The following is a 20154-nucleotide window of genomic DNA, read 5'->3' as shown; positions in this document are numbered from 1 at the left end:
AAAGACAGCGGCGGCAGCCGTGCGAACGAAGGCGCGAAAAATGGCATGGCAAAGCTCCTGAGGGCGAGATGTGCGAGGGCCGGCCGTGCCGACCCCGCAATGCCATGTCAGTTTGTCGCAGGACCGTGGTGCCTTCTTCTCCCCTGCCGTTCGGGCTTTTCCGGCTGCGCGAGGGCATTGAACATAACAAGGCCAGGGGAATTTTTTTTCGTAGGCTCCGAACAGCGATCCGGCCATGGTGGATCGGATGGTGAGACCGTCGGATGTTGGGCGGTTGGCCCTGAGCCGATGACCGCTTCCGTGCAGGACATTGGAGTCCGACACCACATGCAGCATGCGCACCAGATGCGCTGGCAATCCCCGATTACCGACGCGCCCCTTCTTTGAGGACGGTCGCCGTGTGGCGACCCGCGGTCACCACGGGCGCGTCGACCTGTGATCATGATGTTGGCGTTCCTTGTAACTCTGGCTGCTCAAGCGCTCAAGCGTGGGTGACGGCGGGTTTCAGGTGCGCGCCCGCCGGGATCTCGCCGTCCTGCAGGTAGTGCCACAGTGCGATGACCAGTCGCCGCGCCAGCGCCACGATCCCCACACGGCGCATGCGCTTGCCCCCGCCAGCGAAGCGCCGGTTGAACCAGTGTGTGAGCGCGCTGTCGGGCTGTAGGCGCACCCAGCTCCAAGCCTGTTCCACCAGCAAGCCTCGCACTCGCCTGTTGCCTGCCTTGCTGATGCCTTGCTCGATTTCGCTGTTTCCGCTGGCATACGGCGTGGGCACCAATCCAAGGCTGCCTGCGAGCTCGCGCCGATTTGCGAAGTGGCGCCAGCCAAACACTTCCTTCACCAGCACCCAGGCACCCTTGGGGCCGATCGCACGCAGTCGCGCGAGGTGCGCAACCAGTGGCTGCTTGCCCTCGGCGAAGTCCTTGCAGCGCGCAGCTTCGACCGCTCTGACTTGCTCCTTGACCAGCTTCAGGCGCGCCCCCTCCCGCTCGATTTCCGCCCGCAACATCGGCGGCACCTCATCGCGATGACGGTCCCACCACGCTGCCCAGTCGCGTCCACCGATGACGATCCTCGGCCGCAGATTGTGGAGCACCAACAGCGAACCGATGCGATTTGTATGCGCGATGCGCTCGTGAGTCAGCCGTTGCAGTTCACGGTGCACACGGCGTGCGTCTTCGTCCTCGCTGCTCGGTTCGCGCAGCACCGACCAGACGTGCTCGCCCGCGTGGTGGCGAATGAGCATCGCCAACAGCTTGTCCGCATCGAGCCGATCGGTCTTGGCTCGCCGTGCGCGCCGATTGACCTCGATGCTTGCCGGATTGACCACGATGTTGTCGACGCCCAACTCGCTCAGCCAGCGATGCAGCCACCAACCGGCACCGGCGCCCAGGCGCAGGTGCACAGCTCGGCCACGGCCGCTGTATCGCCGGCGCCCACGGTATAGCGGCTCACGCGCCGCCGGCTGTCGCCGATGCTCATCTGCCATTGCTTGTCGCCGAGCTCGAAGCTCATGTACAGATCACCGCCGTCGGCGGTATCCTTGCCACGTAGGACTGTTCGGGTCGTCGTCATTTCCATACTCCTTCGCAACAGAGAATCGGAATACGTTGATGTCCCGGGAAGTGGTGTAAGTCTTCTTTCACTCGCTGCGCGGCAAGGCGCGTAGGGCGTAGCCCGAAGCGCCTTGCCGCGCAGCGGCCGCTCCCTTCGGGGGTGGCCATCGTGAAGTCCGGATAAGGTTTGAGGTGCGACCCACCAAACCCTGTCCATAAAGGAAATCACGATGACCACCGCCACTATGGCACTAGCCGAGCTCGCCGAGAAGGGAGCCGATGTCGACGTCCTGCGCCAGATGGTGCAGTTCATGGCCCAGCGCCTCATGGAGCTCGATGTTGAGGGGCGCTGCGGCGCTGCCTACGACGAGAAGAATCCCGAGCGCCTCAACAGCCGCAACGGCTATCGAGAGCGCACCTGGGACACCCGAGCCGGCAGCGTGGAGTTGAAGATCCCCAAGCTGCGCCAGGGCAGCTACTTCCCGGAGTTCCTGGAGCCCCGGCGCACCGCCGAGAAGGCGCTCACCGCCGTCATCCAGGAAGCCTATGTCCAAGGCATCTCCACCCGCTCGGTGGACGACCTGGTCAAGTCGCTCGGCATGAGCGGCGTATCGAAGAGCCAGGTCAGCCGGCTGTGCGGCGAGCTCGACGAGCGTGTCAACGCCTTCCTGGGACGCCAGATCGAGGGCGACTGGCCCTATCTGTGGGTTGACGCCACCTACGTGAAGACCCGGGAGGCCGGGCGCATCGTGAGCGTGGCCGTGATAGTGGCGGTCGGGGTGAATACCGACGGCCAGCGCGAAGTCCTGGGTTTGAAGGTCGGCGCCTCGGAGGCCGAGCCCTTCTGGACCGAGTTCCTGCGCAGCCTGAACCGCAGGGGTCTGCGCGGCGTGAAGCTCGTGATCAGCGACAGCCATGAGGGCATCAAGGCGGCGGCTTCGAAGGTGCTGAAGGCCACCTGGCAGCGTTGCCGGGTCCACTTCATGCGAAATGCCCTGGCGCACGCCGGCAAGACGCAGCGGCGCATGGTCTCGGCCGCCATCGGCACGGTGTTCGTGCAGGAATCGGCCGATGCGGCGCGCACGCAGTGGCGATCGGTGGCCGACCAGCTCAGAGACAAGTTCCCCAAGCTTGGCACCCTGATGGACGACGCGGAGAACGACGTGCTGGCCTTCATGACCTTCCCGCGGGCGCACTGGACGCAGATCTACTCCACGAACCCTCTGGAGCGGCTCAATGCGGAGATCAAGCGACGCACGAACGTGGTGGGCATCTTCCCCAACGACGCCTCGATCACACGGCTCGTCGGCGCCATGATGCTCGAGCAGAACGACGAGTGGTCCCTCAACCGGCGATACATGCAGCTGGAAGGCTTGCAGACCCTCTGCGATACTGCGCCCACTCGGCTGTCCGCAGTGGCACGCTGAGTACCGTGCAGCTCAGCCTTCTCCGGGCTGTGGAGCTACACCACGGAATGGGACGCGACCCGGAATACGGTTTTATAATAGCTCGTTGGGCCGATTTGGCCAGTCCTACATAGCATCTTACCGGCGATCATGACGTCTGCTGTAAGGCCGGTCTGGGCCCTTCGTCAAAGTTGTTGAACGGCCATCAGCCGTTGCTGACCAAGGGCAGCTTTCTTCAATCTCACTCGGTCATGCCTGTTCAAGCGGGCATTCGAATCGCGGACGCCGCATCGCGCAAGTCCAAAGCGTATCAAGCACCGGACTCGGATCGCGCTGCCTCCTCCGTCGCGATCGCATCGATGGTGCCGGCCTGGTAGCTGGCGACTTGGTCGCGGTAGTACTTCCGGTGCTCGTGCGCCGGCAGCTCCTTCGGGGTAAGCAAGATGTCCAGCGGCATCTCTTGGACGTGCCACGGGTTGGTCGGCATGTGGCCAAGAGGGCAATGCAGCAATGTCAGCTTGCGACACAACGACAGATGCTCATGAAGTGCGGTGTTGTTGAGGGGGCCGCCGGGGAAATCGAACTCTTCCTCGGCTCCTGCCGCATCAAAAAAGACGAAGACGCGACGCTTCTGCTCGTAGACCGCCTTTGCAAGCTTGCCTTGCATATGGAACGGCATCGCGTGCAAGAGCCAAGCCTCGTGGCTACTTTTGAACGCCACTAGTTCGAAGAGGTCCGGTCGGCCAGGGGCTACAGAAAGCAGCAACTGCTCCAGCGAGATCGGCTCCTCCTGCTTGAGCGAGCGAAAAAAAACGATACTGTTGAACTTCGTTGCCCAGCGATCGAGCGTCGCGAAGCGCGGCAGCCTGCGGCTGCTGTTGCCGGACAGCGCTGCCGCCTTGCAATGCCGCAGGTCCAGTAGGAACTCGCCCTGTCGCCGCTGCTCGACGAGCTGCGAGAGCGTGAGGATCAGCAGGGTAATCAAAACGGCGACGGCCGCGGCTTCGAACCACGCGTAGTCCAGGAGCCCGGCAAGTACGGTTATCGCTGGCACGAATACTAGCGCTGCAGAGAGCAGAAAGGCTCGCAGCGGTTGGAAAGATGTCTTGATTTCCACCCAGGATTTGGCCAGCACCTCTTTGCGGTTGAATACCCTGTAGACCTGATACGACATCCCAAACAACGAGTACACCGCTTTGCGGACCTTGTCGTAGTCTTCCCCTTCGCCAAAGGGATGCACGAACCTGCCCCGCGCATCCACTCGCCAGGGAGGGGATACTTTCGTGATTGGCCCGACGTGGTCGCGCAGCAGGCGCAGCGGTACGCCCGAGTCGGGAGACGCAAAGGCGCGCTCCAGCGCGATAGGCCGTACGGTGAATGACGGATCGCCCCCGGGAAACTCAATCGCGAGCCAATCGGTGAGTTCGTCCAGGGTGCCCACGAACGTGTGTCGTGTGGCGATCACCTTCATCATCGTGGAGACGACCGTGCCGGCCACCGCAAACGTCATGAGCGACTTAGCCCACAGCGTATTTGCTGCGGCCAGCAGCGAAGGCGGCTGGAATGCGGCCAGTTCGCCGAAGAGCGCCTGCGGAACGCCTAAGGAGACGACATCAGCAAACATATACGCAAAAAAGCCGGCCCATTTCAGCAGTGATGGCGGTTCGTGCAACACCGGGTCAACGAAGATGGTCGTGGTCGGGCAGGCTGTGGCGTACATCAGGAGCGGCATAGCCATGAGACCTTCCGCCTTTATGCGGGCGGACAACTTCTGGCGCGACGTCTGCGACACGCCCAGAAGGTACTTCATGCCGTTGTATGCCGCGGCGCCGGTGAAGTACGCCGCCAATCCATACGCCACGGTCGACAGGATGGCCGGGTGGCCGACGAGATCGGCGGCGAACCAAGCGACGCCGAACAGCGCGAGGATGATTGCTGCCAGCCGGGCAAGCACCCGGCCCAGCTTCGCGGCGATGCGCCAAAGCGCCGTGAGCAGCGGCACGGCGCGCCGCGACTCATCCTCGAATTCGCGAAGCTGTTCGGAGGATTCGATGGCCTGCGGCAGCAATCGCGCGAGCACGTGACGCGACACGAGCGGATCGTTGCGCATCACCTCCCAGCGGATCACGGTGTCGCGGTTGAGCACGTCAGACCGTGCCGGCGGCTGCTGCGGGTCGCTGTCCATGCGGCGTCCTCCTCGACTTTCCGAAGTGCTTAGTGTCGGTCAGAACAATTCCACGATCTTGCCGTTGCAATTCATGCAGGGCTGACCGCGCTGGCTCAGCAACGCGACCCACAAACCAAAGACCGCTTCCTGAGTGTCAATTTGATCGGTCAAGTGCCTGCAATGGGTCGAGATCGGCGTCGTGCGGCTGCTTTGTGGCATCTACATTGAATCGCCGGTGATGGCCGACTCCAGCCGGCCGGCGCCTGTGCGCTTCCCTACACTGTTGTCGTCGGGAGTTCATACCGCGCGTACGAGGAGGCTCCTATCTGGACGACGCTGTGCAGGCCGAAGCCGAAGCCTTCATAGAGCTTTCGCAGCCCTTGACGGTCCGCGACGCAGTCCAGGCGAAGGTGAGTACGTCCAAGCTCTTGAGCTCGTGTTCGGGCATAGGACAGCAGTTCGGTCGAAACCCCCTTCTTCGCCCAAGCACGGCGTACAGCGAGCTTGTGAACGAAGGCCGAGGTGCCCGGCAGGACCTCAGGCCAAAAATGGGCGCCTCCAACTCGAACTTCATGACGCCAACCAGTTGCTCGTCCTGACGGGCAACGTGGAAGAGCCCTTTGCTCGCGTCCCGCATTACGCGTTCGTGGCCAATCTCGGCTGCTGACCAAAGAGGTCTACCGTCGCCGGCAAGCCACCCGGCTGCGTCTTGCAGGACGGAGGCAATCGTTGGCGCATCGGAGGGGCGCGCTTCCTGGATGTTCATATATGGCAAGAGTTCATGGAGCGACCGCAGCGAAAGTCAGGTCTTGGCCGGCTGCGGCCCGCCGCGGTAACAACGAACCTGCCTGCCATCGAGGACCTGCGCTCGACATCGGCTCCCGCACGGTCTTGTCGCCGCGATGCAACTGGGACGCGTCGTCGGCCAACAGCGCACGCGGTGGTTTCGACACGGCGTGGAAGAAACCTGCAAAGCCCCGCATTCATGTCATCGTCTCGTCCGCAACCACCTGCATCGGGAAAGCTTGGAGAGGAGGCCAGCTTGAGCATTTGCCGACAAGGAGCGCGCATGCTTCAGGTAGGCAGAACGTTGCACGATCAACTCTGCTGCAAGCGCCCCGAGATTGTGGTCGTTGTACTCCCAGACGGCATGGACAACGAAGTTTCCTGGCCTCTTTGAGTCAGGCCTCGGAGTCATCTGCAGGTTTGTCGCTCCCATGCGCTCCAGCAAGTCCATTCTTGACTGGGCGACCTTCAAGCCGTTGCCGTGCATCTCTACCTCACGCGTCAGGGTGAAGTAGATGGCCTGCACGCTTGGGAAACGCTCCGCAAGAAACGCCGTGATCTCGACCAGCATCAGGGGAGCGAAGTGGCGCCGCCGGTTCTTCACGGCCGGGGACGGCGAGAAATGTCCGACGTGCACTTGGGCCCCATCATCGCTGAGTTCGACCGGCGCCAGTGTTCCCAGGAACAGCGTCCGATCGTGGATCAGCATCGGCTCGCCGAGGCTGTAGACCGGCCCAACAGGGCCGGAGATTCGCAGCTTTTCGAAGGGCAATTGGATCGTAGGTTTGTATGCTTGCCGGCGTCGGATCTGAACGCGGTCGCGGCCTGGCTCGCTGTTCGCCCCCATTGTTGAACGGCACCGTCTCCGGCTTGGACTGTCCTCATTGTCTCCCGGGCGCCGGTATCGCAATTCGAGGAACAGGTGCGAAAAGGTGTCGCTTCTCTGCGCACCGGAAGCCCACGGCAGTCGCTCGTAGCGTCCTTGTGCCCAGCGGGTTTCGACGGACAGGTTGCGGCATCCGACATGGCCGAGCTCGCGCAGCCCTTTGCGGGCGGTTCGGTTCTGGGTGCGCAGGATCATGGGTCGGCGGCCAACACCGAGACAGCCCACGCCCCTTGGCCGGCGGCGCCCGCAACTGCGCTCCCAACGGCTCGGCTAAAGCCCCGAGCGCAGTGACGATCACTGCACGCCGCGGCAACGCGATCGGGGCTGGGCGGCTCGGGAGGCGCAGCGGTGCTCTGCTCATGCAACCTTGGCTCGTCCTCGAGTAGGTCAGGCGCCTCCATCGATCCAGAGCCGATCGTGCACCGGCTTCAACGCTTGAACCTCTCTGGCGGGATCGCTCCCTGCCGCTTGATCTTGACCCAGTCTCTCGAGCGAATGCCAAGCAGATAGATGCTGTCTACGCGTTTCGCCACCAGGCCCTCGAGCTTCAGCTGCTTGGCCATCTCGAACAGCTGTTTTCCGTGCTCGGCGTCCACATGGCTCATCGGCAGGATGAAGGGAAGGCCGGCCAACCGCTTCATCATCCTGGCCTTTCGCTTCAGCAGGGGTAGCCGCGTCAGGTCCTTGCCGCCTTCCTCCAGCAAATCGAAGACGCAATAGGTTACGGGGTCTGCGCCTTCGTACCACCTGCGGCGACGGGCTCTGTCCTGCAGCAGATCGAAGTTGCTGCGGCCGAGGTCGTCCAGCACGCACATCTCACCGTCGCATATGTGCGGCCCGCCCTTCACGCTTGCCAGGCTCTTGGCCACCTCGGGGAACCAAGATGTGCAATCGGCACCGTTGCGCGTCTTCATCTGGACAGAGCCCCTGCCAAACTCTGCCAGTACGCGGTAGCCATCGAATTTCAGTTCATAGACCCACTCCTCCTGGCTCCAAGGAAGGAACCGCTCGTCCAGGAGCATCGGGTGGAGGGTGGCGAGCGCCATGGTCATGCCCCGACTGTGCCATGTGAAAACAAAAGTACACAATTCGTAGAAGCCCACGGACCGCAAGTGATGACGCAGGCTTACAGGTCCCTCGCCTGTGCGCGGCGAGCTTGGGCTTTCCGATTGGGAGACACCATGTCCGACGCCCCTATCAAGACGGGCAGAGTTCGAAAGCTGATTTCGCTCAAGCAGCAACAGGAGCGCAGCGACTGGGCCCGCAGCCTGGGCTGCACTGAAGACGAGGTGCAAGAGGCAGTGAGAACTGTCGGCAGATCTGCAGAAGCGGTCCGGCTGTACCTGGTTGCGCGGCGCGGCGGAACCGGTTGAGAGGCCATGTTCGCAGGGTGTGGCGCCCGGACGCTCCTCCAATTGATGGGAAAGGTCCTTGTAGAGGGGATGTTCCCGACGGCGGTGCCCCTGTCGCTGCCGCGCACGCCTTCAGTGCCGGGAGCGAGAAGTCGAGGTCCGTGATTTGAAGGAGAACTCCCATGGTGCTCGGCCGGCCTGTTGAGCTTGGCCGTCAGGCGGTGTGCCGCGACCCACGCGGAAGCGCACACGATCGCTGCCTTTCCGCCACCAAGATTGCGCGAGACTTGGCGAGGCGCATACTGTCGGTCGATCGACGGCCGCAAGGAGGCGACGGTGTTTGATCTTGAAGCGGCCTTGCACCTCGCTCGCCGCCACGTCGCGGATGGTTCTCGACTCGTTGATGAGCAGTCTGCGCGGGTTGCGCGAATGGCCCCCAACGGCGACGAAATAGGGCTCGCCAACGAGTTGCTGGAAACTATGAAATCGATGTTGGCCATGTTTGTTGCCGACTTGGCGCGCCTACAGGCAAAAGCCACCTGAAGGCATTCGAGCTTCCTGGAGCCTAGGCCCGGCGGGCCTACGGTTAGTCAAGACGGTTTCGTGGCACGCACCGCGAGGTGTAGCAGCTGTCGGCTGACGTGACAACAAATCGGGGAGACAAGCCTACAGCCCACGCGCGCTCGCGGCTGCAGATTGGCCACCATGTCGAACCCAACACTGGAGACCTGAATGGCAGACGACAAGACCAAGGTGGGCGGCCAGGATCGCGCCCGTATCAACATCAACGAGGACTACGAGGTCAGGGACTGGTGCAAGTCCCTTGGCGTCACGGAGGACGAGTTGCGCAAGGCGGTCGCGGCCGTCGGCGACCGTGCCGACAAGGTGCGCGAGCACCTGGGCAAGACGTAGTGTCCGACGCCTCGCCCATGGGTTGCGTGATCTGCGCTGGGTCCGGGTGGGTTTGCGAAAACCACACCGACCGGCCTTCGGAGGTGACGACCGAAGGAGGCTGCGACTGCGGGGGCGCAGCGGCGCCTTGCTCATGCAACCCGCACGCGATTTTTGAGTTCGCGGCAGTGGTCGCGTCCGCTGATCCTGAGTCGGTCAACGTCTGGCTGCAATAGCGAAGTGTCGCCCTGCGCCCTGGTGCCAGACAGCTGCCACTCGGACTGTGGCGCCTTGCCAATGGCGTGCCCGGGGCCGTCGACCAAAAAATGGCACACGGTCTCGGCAACACCCTGTGCGGCACTCCGAGACTGCGAGGGCCCTCCGGACGAACGAAAGTTGACGGAGGGCCCTTCGTTATGCAACACCGGCGCTACGCCTCTGGCCGCTAAAAGAGCGAAGGCTGGTCTGCCTCCGGCGGCGTCTTCGGCTTGGCCCGCTCCGGCTTTGGCTTCGGCGGCCTTGGCGGGTCGGGCGGCGCCGGGCCGGCGTCGAAGAGTTCGGCTGGCGCGAGCTTGAGCAGCAGCTGCGCCTGCTCCACGGTGCCCCCCAGCCATTGGTCGAAATCAGCAGCCTCGATCGGGATGACCGATCGCTTGTCCTGCAGCTCCAGCGGCAGCTTCTGCTTCGTCTTCGGGTCCACCTCGGGCTTGTGCATGCGGCCCATGAGCGGGTGCGCGTCCGCGTTGATCGTGAGTAGGGTGTAGCTCTCGTGCGCCTCGCCCGTGGTCTTGTCGGTCCAGATGCTCCACAGGCCGGCCAGCCCCCAGGGTTGCCCGTCGGCGCGGCGGAAGCGCCACCACTCGCACCTGGGGAGCGGCCGCTCGTAAGGCCCCCAGTACGGCTCGTCGAAGCTCACCGCCGGGATGATGCAGCGCTGGCCCCGTTTCCACGGGTCCTGGTAGCTGGCCTTGTCGAGCAACTCCTCGCTGCGGGCGTTGTTGGTCGGGTACGTGAGCTTCGGTTCCTTGGCGAACCAGGGGATCAGCCCCCACTGTCCGACCACGAGTTCGCGCTCGTAGCCTGTGGCGTCGCGCCGCCGACGGATGAAGGGCCCAGGTGTCCGGGGGAAGATGTCGCGCGCGCACGGCGGGGCTTGGCGCGCGCCGACGTGCCAGAAGCGCTCGATCTCCTTGATCTGCGGACTCTCGTACCGATTGCACATGGCCGGAATGTAGCGGCTCAAAAAGGCAGCGGGCGAACCGGCCCGAGCCAGGCCACGGCTGCGGCGTCCGGCGGCATGGATCGCAGCCGCTCGTCGCGTTGCAGAGGGTCCACGGTGCGCCACTGTTGCTGCAACCGGTGCGCGCAGGCGGCGATCCAGAGCTCAGGAGGCGTCTCGTCCATGCCCCGAATCATAGTAGAAAGCTGTATATTTAACCAGTGTTCTACGACGTGACGTTCCTTCGCCGACAAGGCCTTCGCCTGAAGCGCTCCGATCTGGAGCCGCCCCTGCGCGGCACCCTGCGCATCACCGAGATGGACCGCGCCACCAACAACAGCAAACGCAACCTGCTGAGGGTCACTCTCTGGGCGGCCTTCGAGACCAGCCGCATGCGCAACCGGGCGTCCATGAGTGACCCCGTCCTGCTCCCGACGTGGGTGACGGCCTGCTCATTGCCGGCATTGAGCTCCAGTCCAAGGGTGACAAGATCTGGGAGCATCGCCAGATCTGGCTGTGCCGACCCACCATCGAACCGGAGCGGCCCTGACGCCGTTTCCCCAATCATGAATCACGATCTATTTGGCGACGCATCGTCCCTGCTGCGCGTGCCCTCCTGGCTCGGCCGCGAGGTCGCGGAGGAGATTCAGCTGCCGTTCATGCCGGGTGACTACATAGTGATCCCAGGTGACGATCGCTGGACAGTCACCTGCCTCAAGACCGGAGAGACCATCTACCGCGGCATCGGACCCGTCGAAGTCTTGCGTTCGCCCGGGCCGTGTTGAGAAGGAGGAAAGGCAATGCGACCCAATGCGCCGGCCACAGCCTGCGGCCAGCAGCTCTTGCACAGCCAGCAATGGCGGTTGGCCTTCACCAACGAATGGTGTCGCCTGGCCGAGGGCCGTGCGGATCTTGAGCAGACCGCCGACGCCGCGCTCGAGCTCTACACCGCCCACGGCGCGCGCAACCCCGAGGAGGTCGCTCGCGAGGAATGGGGCATGCCTGGCTGATCACGACCACTGCCCGCTCAACGATTCTCCGCCGCGGCATCGGCGTCCCCCGCCCCTGTCCCGATTTGATCGTGGCGCGTCGCTGACGGCTCTTCGAGTGGCTGCCGGAATGTCTGGTGGTGAACTCGCCAGCCGGGCACAGATTCGCGATCATTGTTGTCTCGCGTCGAGCACGGCCTCGTCACTCCGTCGATCGGACTGCTTGCACTGGAAGGAGACTTTCCCCGTGACCCTGGAACCCCCTCAAGCCGGTCCCTTCGACGATCCCGAGCCGGCCGAGCCGTTGCGTCATCCGCTACGACAGATCCTGCTGAACGAACTCACACGGCCATCTGCCCTCGAACAAGCGTCCGCGGCCTGGAGCCCCGTTCTTTCCAAGCTCCTGTCCGGCGCGGCACCTTCGGCTTTGGAGGCTCTCCTCCAGCAAGGCTGCAAGGCAGCCACTGCGGCGTCCAGCCGTCCTTGGGTGGTGGCGCATGAGCATTTCGCACTGCTGTTCGCCGAAGCACCTTTCGTCAAGGGGATGCCAGCGAAAGAGCACCAGGCGGCCGAACTGCTGATGGGGGCGCACCTGGCCGAGTTCGCAACGTTTTTCCCGAATGTGTTCTTTGCCTACAAGGGCGCTGGCGACGCCAGGGAATAGAGCTCGCCGCTCCCTCTTCGCGCGAACTCGGTCGTCGTCGTGAACCGGATGTCTCCGAAGGCGGAGGCGGTGCGACGGGCCGTGTCGTCAATGTCGGCTGAGGAGATATCGACATCGAAGTGGGCGTCATGCGGTTCACACAGCGTGTGTTCGAACGGATCAAGGGCTATCGGATCAACTTCGGCGGCGTGCTGGTCAGCTCCGACTTGCGGCGTGGTGCTTGACGCTCATCTATCCAGTGGGTGCCAGGGCCGAACACTTGAGTTGCGGCATCGACAAGCACGTTGAGGTTCATCCGATTTTCGCGAGTGTTGGGCATCCAAGGCCCGCAGCCACCACTCGCGTGGTCCGTACGGTCGACCCTCGTCGGGTCCCATCGCAGGCGGATCTCCTTCATGTGCCTGATTCTTGCACTCACAAGTAATGTCAACCTGCGCCAGCACGGCTGGGCAAGTCGCTTCAGCAAGCACGGCCCCGCGGTGCCGCCCATCAGCGCGAGGGCTCCTTCTCCGCGCGACCGGAATATTAATAAGCTAACGGAATCCCCACTAGTAATTGCCTGCATTCCCAACACCCCATCGCATCCAAAAAGTCTCCAAACACTCCCCGTTCGCCGTTAGCGTGTTTTATGCTTCGGGCATGGCACCCCGCAGTTCTTCTCTTCCCCTGTTCGATGACTCGCGCCCTTCCGGGCATGTGGCCGCCTTTCAGCAGGCCTTCGAATCGTGGTTAGCCGATCAGCGCGGCACGGGATCGCTGCGACAGGCCGGCTCGATCTCCGTCTACCGCGACATGTGGGAGGCCTTCGCGGCCTGGTGCCTGGGCCAGTCGCCGGCGGTGACCCTGGCCTCCCTGGGCCTGGAGGACTTGCAAGCCTTCCAGGCGGCGCGCTTCGGGCGCAAGACCTCCGATCTGTCGCTCACACCCCGCTACGCCCTGCGCCTGATGCGTCTGATCGATCGGGTGCTGCGCCACCATGCGGCGCAGACCGATGCCGTGGCCAACACCGCCGCGGCCGACTGGATCTCGGTCAATCCCGAGGTGCGCTATGCCGATGCAGCGCACTCGGATCCCCTGCCCGAGTACCTCTCGGTGGCCGAGACCAGGCAGCTGATCGCTTTCCTCTCGGCAGCGCGGCCGCGCCCGGGTGCTGCACGGCGGGATGCGCAACCGACCCTCACCTGGCAGGAGGTGCGCAACCGGGCCTCTGTGGCGCTGCAGCTCGGCGCCGGGCTGACACCGGGAGACGTGCGGGCGCTGACCTTGGATTCGCCGATTTCCCAGGATGGACGGGTCCGCGAGCGACCCTGGAAGATTCATGTTCCGGGCGACGGCACCTCCCCGGCGCGCGAGACACCGGTGGCACCCTGGGCGGCCGAGCTGTTGCAGCACTGGCTCACCGTGAGGAGGGAGGCCGGCATCGCAGGCCAGTTCCTGTTTCCCTCGACCCGCGCCGGCAAGCCGTGGCTCAAGGACTCACAGTACCAGTGCGCCAGGCGCGTGCTCGAGGAAGCCGGTGTCGATTCGCGCGAGGGCGGATCGTTTCGCCTGCGGCACACCTTCGCCCTGCGGCAGCTGCGCCGCGGGACGCCACCGGACCAGGTGGCGCGCTGGCTCGGCATCGAGCCCGAAAAGATGAAGCGCTATGAGCGGCTCGTGGCGGCACCGGCGGAGGTGGTTTGACAGGTTCAGGGGATGAACCCGATCAATTCGGTGTGAGACCGCAGGGGCGTGAATGCGGGGGCCCTGGTGGCCATCATGGGTAACCGCCAGCGACTCAGCAAGGTCTTCAGCGAGACCTCGCTCGGCTCGCAACCGGCTCGGCGTTGATCCCATTCAAAGACTGTTGAGGCGTTATCGCGGAATCCACCTTCCTCGCCGCAGCCTTCCCCCGAGCATAGGCCGTGGGCTCGTTTGCCGAAGGCCCGCGCGTGCGGGCAGGCTGGAGTTTGCTGGAAGTCTCCAACGTACGAACGCTGCGAGCCATGTCGCCCGACTCTGAACCATTCCCGAGGCGATGGCGACGCGCCTCGTCCAGTGCTTCCCGTTCCGCCAGCGGCTGCCTCCACCCGTTCCCATCCCGACGATTTGAGTAGACCAGCCGGTCGGCGCCGTCAACGACGGCCGCGCGTTCGTTCGGCTGCGTGCTGCGCGACGAGGCGGACGCCATGAACCCTTGCGCAGCGCCAACGGTAACCTGTCCTCCGGCCGACGCGCGTCGCCGCCGCCTGTCGGGTTCAGACAAGAGCTCAGCATCGCGTCGAGCAGGCTCGGCGCCCTGCCCTGCCCTGCGCCCTGTGGGGCTGTTGGCCAGTGACGGCTCGACAGCGTAGGGCTCAAGCGGCCGCTGCTTCGGCTGATCGGATGCCATCGGATTCGCTAGCCCGATCCTCTGCACCGACCAGGTCCGTGCGCAAGGTGTTGAGCATGCCGGCGACGTCCGCCATGGAGACATCCGTGCGCAGGCCGATGGCCACGTCCTGGAGCACGCGCTCGATGGAAGCCATGCCCTTCGCGGCGCATGTAATGGAATCGACCCGGGGTGCCCTTCGGAGCATCTTCAACTCATCGACGCGGATCTCGATGCCGCGCTGCTCCCGGCCATCCTTGTCGGTCCAGCGCGTCGTGCGTTGCCGGCCTTCGATGTAGACCTCGCTGCCCTTGGTCAGGAACTCGAGCGCGATCTCTGCGAGCCGGTCGAAGCACACGAGCTGATGCCATTCGGTGTGTTCGACCAGTTCACCCGATCCTCGGTCCGTCCAATACTCGTTGGTGGCTAGGCTGAAATTCGCATAGGCGCCTTTGGCGCCCTGTCCGCCTTCCGGGTCGCGGCCGAGCCGCCCGATCAGCTGTGTCCTGTTCATGACGTTTTTCCTTTCGTCATCAACCGGGCCACTTCAGCATGGCCCGGATGCTTGCGCTGATTGACTTCCTACCGCACGACCGACAGCGCATACATCGGGTCGTAGTAGATCGCCGGCACATGCCGTCCCAGCTCCCGATCGAATACCAGTTGCACCACGACATGCACCAGCGTGTGCAGTAGCCGCATGATCTCGTCGAGCGCCAAGCTCCTGCCTTCATCCGACGCCTTGATCAGCAGCGCGATGCGCACGAACGCCTCCTGCGGCGAGTTCGCATGCACCGTCGTGATCCCGCCGGGATGGCCCGAGTTGAGAACGTTCTGCACGTAGTAGAAGGTCTCGTCACCGCGAAGCTCGGCCAGCAGCACGCGATTCGGTGTCTTGCGCATCACGGCCTGCAGCACCTGCTTGGCCGTGGCGCCCACCACGCGTTCGCCGGCGTGCGCGTCGCGCCGATAGAAAAGCGCCTGCGAGTTCGGGTGGTTGCGAAGCGGCAACTCCGGCGTGTCCTCGACGGTGATGAGCCGCTCCCAGGCCGGGATCAACTCGATCAGGGCCCGGATGAAGGAGGTCTTGCCGCTACCGGTGGCACCGGAGACGACCAGATTCTGGCGCTCCGTCACGACCTGAGAGAGAAACGCCGGCCAGTCGCCGGACCGGCAGAGATCCCAGAGTGCCCCCTGCGCCGGCTCCAGCTGCGCGCACAGCCGCCCGCGCTCCTCCTCGGTGAGTGAGGCCGAGTGCACATGCCGCGTGCGCTCGAAGTAGTGCTGCTCGACGAACTGGCACAGCTCGAAGGACTGGCTCGTGTGCTTGCGCAGGTTGAGATAGATCATCCCGCGCGCGGCCGTCGGCGGCATCGTCATTTCGATCCGCTCGCCCCCCGGCAGATAGGCCGACAGGATCGGATCCCCTTCGTCGAAGGGCTTCTGCGAGAGGTTTGCTAGGAAACTGCCGAGCGCCTGCAGGTACGCGAAGGTGATTGCCGGTGCATCCACCTGCTCCCACACGCCCCGCTTCCAGAGCTGCAGGACACCCGGCGCGTTCACCGCCACCTCGTTGACGAGCGGGTCGGCCAGCCAGGCTTCGAACGCGCGAAGGTGCGCCAGGATCGAAACGTACTTGTCCGTCGCGCCCATATCAATTCGTCGGTGTGGCCGGGCGCAGCTCGTAGACGGTGGAGAAATCGACGTCGCGCGCCACGAAGATCTTGATGATCTCGCCCTGGTTCTTGTACAGGCTCGGGCGCAGCTGGCTGCCCTGCTTGAGCATTTCCTCCACGATCGACTTGGTCGTGCTGCCTGTGCTGTTCAGTTGCGAGAGCGTCCCTTGCGTTCCGATGTTGAAGGTATCGCCGAAGTTGGCACCGGCGGAACGCGATGCGCGCGCATCGTCTCTGGCGATGTAGATCTGCTTGGCGTCCTCGAACAGCGAGAAGAACACCGCCCCGGCAAAGCGCTCGAACCATTTGTTGTCGACATAGCCCGAGGTGCCCGCGCGGCCGAGGGCATCGGTGCCCGGCGAGTTGAGCTGGACCGAGACGAAGTTCGGCGTCACGGCGCGCGACCACAGCGTGAAGATCGCGTTCTGACCCGCCTGGAGGCCCTGCGCGTACTCGCCCTCCATGGTGGTGCCGGCTTCCATCAGCACCACCTTGCCGTCCATCGACATCACCGGCGCACTGAGAATGCATTTGAGAAAACCAGGCTGGTCGGTCAGGATGGCGGTCAGCAGGGTGCAGTCCGGCAGTGTGCCCTTGGCCAGGGTCATGGACGGATTCCGGTTGATGGTGGCGCTGGTGCCGGGAGTGATCGTGGCTGACAGCGCGCTCGCCAAGGCATTCGTGCCGCCCTGCGGCGTCGATGCGCCCGGCAAGCCCGGCGCTGCAGCCGCCGCAAGACCCAACTGCGCAGCAGCGGCTGACGCCGGTTGCGTCACGGCCAGATTGATCGCGCTCTTGCGCCGACGCTCGCGCACGCGCTCTTCTTCCGAAACTCCGCTCGGACCACCGGAGGGCGCGGCATCGCTCTTCTTCTCCGGCTCGGGGCAGTTCAACCCGATCGGAAGCCGCAAGCCACCGGGGCACTCCACGTAGGAAGGCGGCGCCGCCGTCGGCCCGAGGGCCAGCGGGACCTTGACTTCGGGTGCAGCAAGGGGACGCGCATCAAGCTTGGGCTCGCCTTTAGGTGTCGCCTCTGGACCGAAGAGACCGAAGTAGTTGTTCCTGCTGGCGATCCCGAACAGGATCAGCAGCGCCGCCACGGTCGACGTCGCGACCAGAATCAGCTTCTGTCCGGGCGCGACGGCCCGCCTGCGTTCAACCAGGCCTTCACGCTCTTCCTCGGCAACCGGTGCTTCCCGCTTCTGCTCGAACATGGCTAGCCTCCTGGTTCCCGGATCTCACGCTGAACCTTGCCGCTGGCGGTTCCTGTTGGCGAGGACTGGATCGGCACGCTCGGCGACCGGTTGGTAATGCCGGCCACCAGCGCGCCGCGGCGCAGGATGATCCGCTGCACGACACGGTGCAGCACCATGGTGTCCTCCTCGACGTGGTAGTCGACCAAGCTCTCGGTGCCGTCCGGCTCGATCACGAAGGCTGCAGGCAGCGGATTGGCCGCGGAGAACAGCATGAAGGTCTGGCGGCCGTTGTCGTGCATAGAAAGAGGTTGCAGTTCCTTCGGTCCCACGATCCAGTAGTCGTAGTTGAGCGTGCCTTCCTGGGACGATGCCTTCAGGTCCGCCTTGATCTGCCTGCGCTCGGCCTCCTGCCTGGCCAGCGCAACGGACTCGGGCGTGCCGGCCTCCTGTTCCGGGTACTGCAGGCGAACCCAGTAGGCAACATTGCGCGCGGTGCGACTGGTCGTCTTGAGCTGGAACAGGTACGAGCGCCGGTTGGTGAAGATGGTGAGGTTCGTGTCGGCCTTGACGTCCTTGGGCTTGAGGACGAACAGGTTGCCGTTGATGGCCGCGTGCCAGGCATCGCGGTCGCCCATGGCGAAATCCTTGATCTCCTCCTTTTTGCTGAGCTCGATCGTGGTGACCACGCCTTCGGCCGCCGCGATGCGGATGATGTTGTCGCCGATGAACTTCACGGTCTGGATGCGCGCGTCGCCCGCGGACGGCACGGTGCCGATCTCAGCGCGTGCGAGCGCCGCCGAAAGCATCACCACAGCAGCGAGGAGACAAACCGAGCAGTTCATCTGGGAGTCTGTGGCATGCCGAAGTTAGCCGGCGTAATGGAAGCCGCACTCGGGGCCGAGTCGGTTGCCTGTGCTGTAGGCGGCGCTCCGAGCACCTGCGGCACACCCTCCTGGTCGCGGCGATAGTTCATTGCACAGAATCCGAAGGCGTTGACGTGCAGGTCCCGGATCTGGGACGGGACGTTGGACTTGTCGTAGCGAATCGTGAGGGTCGCGATGTATCGAGTTCGCACTGGGGGCGCCACGCCGCGCGTCACGGTCTTCTCGAACCGCACTTGCGCCACGCGCAGCTCGTCCTGGTCCGTGGGCAGAAAGGTGATGCTCTGGATCTCGGCGCGCTCGGAGTCGGTCGGTGTCATCGTCTTCACCGGCGACTGGGCGTTGATCTCAGGATTGAAATAGTTTTCCCAATCGGTGCGCACGGGCCCGCAGGACATGAGGTAAGCCGTCTTGTAGTTGGCCTCTGCTTCCCCGCGCGTAAAGCCCTCGCGGGCGAGCACGTAGCGTGCGACGTCGGACTGCACGATCTTCTGATCCCGATCGCGCCCGATCGACACCGTCTCCCCAGGCGCCTGGACATCGTAGGCACCCGTGGCGTTGTCGACACGGATGATCGCGGGGACGAACTGCTTCAGGGGCAACAGCACCGTGACGCTCAGAACGCTCAAGCCGCAGAGAATCCCGCAGGCCCAGGCGATCTTCGCATTGCGTGATGCCCGGCGCTCCAGGTCGAGCCGCTGCTGGGTGTCCCAGTCCAGCGCCTGCGCGAAGTAGGCTTCCTTGTCGGTCATCGGGTCGCCTTCGCGCTCTGCGACGGGTTGATGGGACGCTCCTCACCGGCCGGCCAGCCTGGCGGCTTAGGCGTTCCGCAGCCGGCGAGGCCGACGATCAGAGCGAAGAGGATGAATTCGACGAAGCGCTGCATCTCGGCCACCTCACTTGGACCCCGAGCGTCTGACAAGCGACCGGGCATGCACGAAGCTTGTGAGTCCGGCGCCGAACGAACCACCGCTTCCGCCTGTCAGCGATGCACACATGACAGGAATCTGGAGGAACATGAAGAACATGGTCAGCGAGATCAAGATGATCGGAATGCAGATCGCCGCCACATTCAGGCCTGCACCGCCGACGCCAACCAGGTTCATGACCATTGCAAGAACTCCCCCACCGCTGCCAGTGCTCCCAAGTTGAGAGTTCAGCTTGCCAACATATGAATTGATGATTCCGATGAACATGAAGATGAAGAGCGCGGTGAACACGTGATAGAAGACGAAGTACAAGGCGGTGTTCAGCCAGGAATGAAAGTAGCTTCTGGTCTGTGGCAGGACCAACGCAAGGACAAAGAAGGGGCCGACCGCCAGCACGAGACTCAAACCCAACTTGGAGAAAATGACCGCGAACAGCGCGGCTGCCAGTAAAAGGTAGGCCGCCGCGATAACGAAAGCTCCCATTACGAACAGCGCAATCGCGGGGCCAATAGCGAGATCCTTCACCAGCCGTGTGCCCGCGGTGAACATGGCTGAGACAAGGTCAACAATCTTTTCGTTCACCTGCCCCAGCAAGTCCGGCGAGCTGCTCGCGGTGCCGCTCATCGCAGTGGTCAGTTCGGAAGGCAAGTTGAAGATCGGCTTTGCTACCCAGCCAAGGTAGCCATTGCCCATGATGTACAGCACCACCATGAAGCCGACAAACTTCAGCAGCCAATCAGTGATTGGGACCGCCACCTTGCCTCCGATGACGAGATAGCACCAGATCAGCATGCAAATGCCAAGGAGAACCCAAGCGATCGGAATGACGTAGCCGGAGATGCCAGCTGCGGCGCCTTCGTAGAACCCGCCCAGCGCGCGCTCGAAGTTGTTGTAGATGTCGCCAATGATGTTGTCGGCCACGCCCCGCCCCGCTCTTCAAGGTTCAGAACCTGATATAGATTGGCTTGCGTAGATCGCGAACGTCATCCTGAACCTTGCATATCGCAAGTCTCTTCCCGTTCTTCTCGACTTCAGAGGTGCAGGCGTTGTTGAGTTCTGTGAGAGGGCCGAGGTTTCCCTTATCTGCCTCTGCCGCGATGGCCTTGGCATCGAACCTGGGTGACTCGGCGACCTCCTGCTTGGTGCAACCAAGGACGACTGCGGCGACAGCGATTGCCGCGAACCCGCGAGCTATATGTTTCATGG

At 63.7% G+C, this 20154-nt stretch carries 26 protein-coding genes; 8 read left to right on the top strand and 18 right to left on the bottom strand.

Annotated elements, in window-relative coordinates; all coding sequences use genetic code 11:
• Window positions 1-481 precede the first annotated feature (481 nt).
• Both AC3A6Y_RS32030 and AC3A6Y_RS32025 read right to left on the bottom strand, forming a co-directional pair.
• The gene (locus AC3A6Y_RS32030) at window positions 482-1348 is read right to left on the bottom strand and encodes an IS110 family RNA-guided transposase (protein WP_487872253.1); all 867 of its coding nucleotides are present in this window, start codon (window positions 1346-1348) and stop codon (window positions 482-484) included.
• Window positions 1349-1353: 5 nt separating this feature from the next.
• Window positions 1354-1575 (bottom strand): hypothetical protein, encoded by a 222-nt coding sequence (locus AC3A6Y_RS32025; protein WP_487872252.1) that lies wholly within the window; start codon window positions 1573-1575, stop codon window positions 1354-1356.
• Between the two features lie 211 nt (window positions 1576-1786).
• On the opposite strand from AC3A6Y_RS32025, the gene AC3A6Y_RS32020 reads away from it, so the two are divergent.
• Window positions 1787-2983, top strand: a complete 1197-nt coding sequence (locus tag AC3A6Y_RS32020; protein ID WP_487872251.1) for an IS256 family transposase — start codon at window positions 1787-1789, stop codon at window positions 2981-2983.
• Between the two features lie 289 nt (window positions 2984-3272).
• Here AC3A6Y_RS32020 and AC3A6Y_RS32015 read toward each other — a convergent pair whose 3' ends face one another.
• The 5 genes from AC3A6Y_RS32015 to AC3A6Y_RS31995 form a co-directional block, all read right to left on the bottom strand.
• Complete coding sequence (locus AC3A6Y_RS32015) at window positions 3273-5147, bottom strand: hypothetical protein (protein WP_487872250.1); 1875 nt, start codon at window positions 5145-5147, stop codon at window positions 3273-3275.
• Window positions 5148-5186: 39 nt separating this feature from the next.
• A complete protein-coding gene (locus tag AC3A6Y_RS32010) occupies window positions 5187-5348 on the bottom strand; it encodes a hypothetical protein (protein ID WP_487872249.1) in 162 nt (53 codons plus the stop codon).
• A 56-nt stretch (window positions 5349-5404) separates the two neighbouring features.
• Window positions 5405-5800: a GNAT family N-acetyltransferase gene (locus AC3A6Y_RS32005; RefSeq protein ID WP_487872248.1), complete on the bottom strand. Its 396-nt coding sequence runs from the start codon at window positions 5798-5800 to the stop codon at window positions 5405-5407.
• Between the two features lie 317 nt (window positions 5801-6117).
• Window positions 6118-6996 (bottom strand): hypothetical protein, encoded by an 879-nt coding sequence (locus AC3A6Y_RS32000; protein ID WP_487872247.1) that lies wholly within the window; start codon window positions 6994-6996, stop codon window positions 6118-6120.
• 233 nt (window positions 6997-7229) lie between these two features.
• On the bottom strand, window positions 7230-7853 hold the full coding sequence (locus tag AC3A6Y_RS31995) for an ATP-dependent DNA ligase (RefSeq protein WP_487872246.1): 624 nt from the start codon (window positions 7851-7853) through the stop codon (window positions 7230-7232).
• A gap of 129 nt (window positions 7854-7982) precedes the next feature.
• On the opposite strand from AC3A6Y_RS31995, the gene AC3A6Y_RS31990 reads away from it, so the two are divergent.
• The 3 genes from AC3A6Y_RS31990 to AC3A6Y_RS31980 all read left to right on the top strand — a co-directional run bounded on the left by AC3A6Y_RS31990 (window position 7983) and on the right by AC3A6Y_RS31980 (window position 9065).
• Window positions 7983-8174: a DUF3606 domain-containing protein gene (locus AC3A6Y_RS31990; RefSeq protein ID WP_487872245.1), complete on the top strand. Its 192-nt coding sequence runs from the start codon at window positions 7983-7985 to the stop codon at window positions 8172-8174.
• A 315-nt stretch (window positions 8175-8489) separates the two neighbouring features.
• Window positions 8490-8696 (top strand): hypothetical protein, encoded by a 207-nt coding sequence (locus AC3A6Y_RS31985; RefSeq protein ID WP_487872244.1) that lies wholly within the window; start codon window positions 8490-8492, stop codon window positions 8694-8696.
• Between the two features lie 189 nt (window positions 8697-8885).
• On the top strand, window positions 8886-9065 hold the full coding sequence (locus AC3A6Y_RS31980; protein WP_487872243.1) for a DUF3606 domain-containing protein: 180 nt from the start codon (window positions 8886-8888) through the stop codon (window positions 9063-9065).
• Between the two features lie 424 nt (window positions 9066-9489).
• On the opposite strand, the gene AC3A6Y_RS31975 is transcribed toward AC3A6Y_RS31980, so the two are convergent.
• Together AC3A6Y_RS31975 and AC3A6Y_RS31970 are read right to left on the bottom strand one after the other, a co-directional pair.
• Window positions 9490-10266, bottom strand: a complete 777-nt coding sequence (locus AC3A6Y_RS31975; protein ID WP_487872242.1) for an SOS response-associated peptidase — start codon at window positions 10264-10266, stop codon at window positions 9490-9492.
• 17 nt (window positions 10267-10283) lie between these two features.
• Window positions 10284-10448, bottom strand: a complete 165-nt coding sequence (locus tag AC3A6Y_RS31970) for a hypothetical protein (protein ID WP_487872241.1) — start codon at window positions 10446-10448, stop codon at window positions 10284-10286.
• A 36-nt stretch (window positions 10449-10484) separates the two neighbouring features.
• Here AC3A6Y_RS31970 and AC3A6Y_RS31965 point away from each other — a divergent pair, with 36 nt between their 5' ends.
• The 3 genes from AC3A6Y_RS31965 to AC3A6Y_RS31955 all read left to right on the top strand — a co-directional run bounded on the left by AC3A6Y_RS31965 (window position 10485) and on the right by AC3A6Y_RS31955 (window position 11916).
• Window positions 10485-11048: a hypothetical protein gene (locus AC3A6Y_RS31965; RefSeq protein ID WP_487872240.1), complete on the top strand. Its 564-nt coding sequence runs from the start codon at window positions 10485-10487 to the stop codon at window positions 11046-11048.
• Between the two features lie 15 nt (window positions 11049-11063).
• Window positions 11064-11273, top strand: coding sequence for a hypothetical protein (locus AC3A6Y_RS31960; RefSeq protein ID WP_487872239.1), 210 nt, complete (start codon window positions 11064-11066; stop codon window positions 11271-11273).
• A 226-nt stretch (window positions 11274-11499) separates the two neighbouring features.
• Window positions 11500-11916, top strand: coding sequence for a hypothetical protein (locus AC3A6Y_RS31955; protein ID WP_487872238.1), 417 nt, complete (start codon window positions 11500-11502; stop codon window positions 11914-11916).
• Between the two features lie 166 nt (window positions 11917-12082).
• On the opposite strand, the gene AC3A6Y_RS31950 is transcribed toward AC3A6Y_RS31955, so the two are convergent.
• A complete protein-coding gene (locus AC3A6Y_RS31950) occupies window positions 12083-12313 on the bottom strand; it encodes a hypothetical protein (RefSeq protein ID WP_487872237.1) in 231 nt (76 codons plus the stop codon).
• Between the two features lie 242 nt (window positions 12314-12555).
• Here AC3A6Y_RS31950 and AC3A6Y_RS31945 point away from each other — a divergent pair, with 242 nt between their 5' ends.
• The gene (locus AC3A6Y_RS31945) at window positions 12556-13599 is read left to right on the top strand and encodes a tyrosine-type recombinase/integrase (RefSeq protein WP_487872236.1); all 1044 of its coding nucleotides are present in this window, start codon (window positions 12556-12558) and stop codon (window positions 13597-13599) included.
• A 653-nt stretch (window positions 13600-14252) separates the two neighbouring features.
• Here the strand turns inward: AC3A6Y_RS31945 and AC3A6Y_RS31940 are convergent.
• From AC3A6Y_RS31940 to AC3A6Y_RS31905, 8 genes are all read right to left on the bottom strand, one after another.
• On the bottom strand, window positions 14253-14780 hold the full coding sequence (locus AC3A6Y_RS31940; RefSeq protein WP_487872235.1) for a single-stranded DNA-binding protein: 528 nt from the start codon (window positions 14778-14780) through the stop codon (window positions 14253-14255).
• Window positions 14781-14848: 68 nt separating this feature from the next.
• Window positions 14849-15919: a P-type DNA transfer ATPase VirB11 gene (gene virB11 / locus AC3A6Y_RS31935; RefSeq protein WP_487872234.1), complete on the bottom strand. Its 1071-nt coding sequence runs from the start codon at window positions 15917-15919 to the stop codon at window positions 14849-14851.
• Between the two features lies 1 nt (window position 15920).
• Window positions 15921-17156, bottom strand: coding sequence for a TrbI/VirB10 family protein (locus AC3A6Y_RS31930; protein WP_487872233.1), 1236 nt, complete (start codon window positions 17154-17156; stop codon window positions 15921-15923).
• A gap of 2 nt (window positions 17157-17158) precedes the next feature.
• A complete protein-coding gene (locus AC3A6Y_RS31925) occupies window positions 17159-17980 on the bottom strand; it encodes a TrbG/VirB9 family P-type conjugative transfer protein (RefSeq protein WP_487872232.1) in 822 nt (273 codons plus the stop codon).
• Window positions 17977-18771, bottom strand: a complete 795-nt coding sequence (locus AC3A6Y_RS31920) for a VirB8 family type IV secretion system protein (RefSeq protein WP_487872231.1) — start codon at window positions 18769-18771, stop codon at window positions 17977-17979. The genes AC3A6Y_RS31925 and AC3A6Y_RS31920 overlap by 4 nt, the downstream gene beginning before the upstream one ends.
• Window positions 18768-18905 carry a hypothetical protein gene (locus tag AC3A6Y_RS31915; protein WP_487872230.1) on the bottom strand — a complete coding sequence of 46 codons (138 nt, stop codon included), beginning with the start codon at window positions 18903-18905 and terminating at the stop codon, window positions 18768-18770. The genes AC3A6Y_RS31920 and AC3A6Y_RS31915 overlap by 4 nt, the downstream gene beginning before the upstream one ends.
• A 10-nt stretch (window positions 18906-18915) precedes the next feature.
• A complete protein-coding gene (locus AC3A6Y_RS31910; protein WP_487872229.1) occupies window positions 18916-19869 on the bottom strand; it encodes a TrbL/VirB6 family protein in 954 nt (317 codons plus the stop codon).
• A gap of 22 nt (window positions 19870-19891) precedes the next feature.
• The gene (locus AC3A6Y_RS31905; protein ID WP_487872228.1) at window positions 19892-20152 is read right to left on the bottom strand and encodes a hypothetical protein; all 261 of its coding nucleotides are present in this window, start codon (window positions 20150-20152) and stop codon (window positions 19892-19894) included.
• Between the last annotated feature and the right edge of the window lie 2 nt (window positions 20153-20154).

Source organism: Variovorax sp. Soil_C_17 (assembly GCF_057657265.1).
This window is presented reverse-complemented; position numbering and strand designations above follow the sequence as displayed.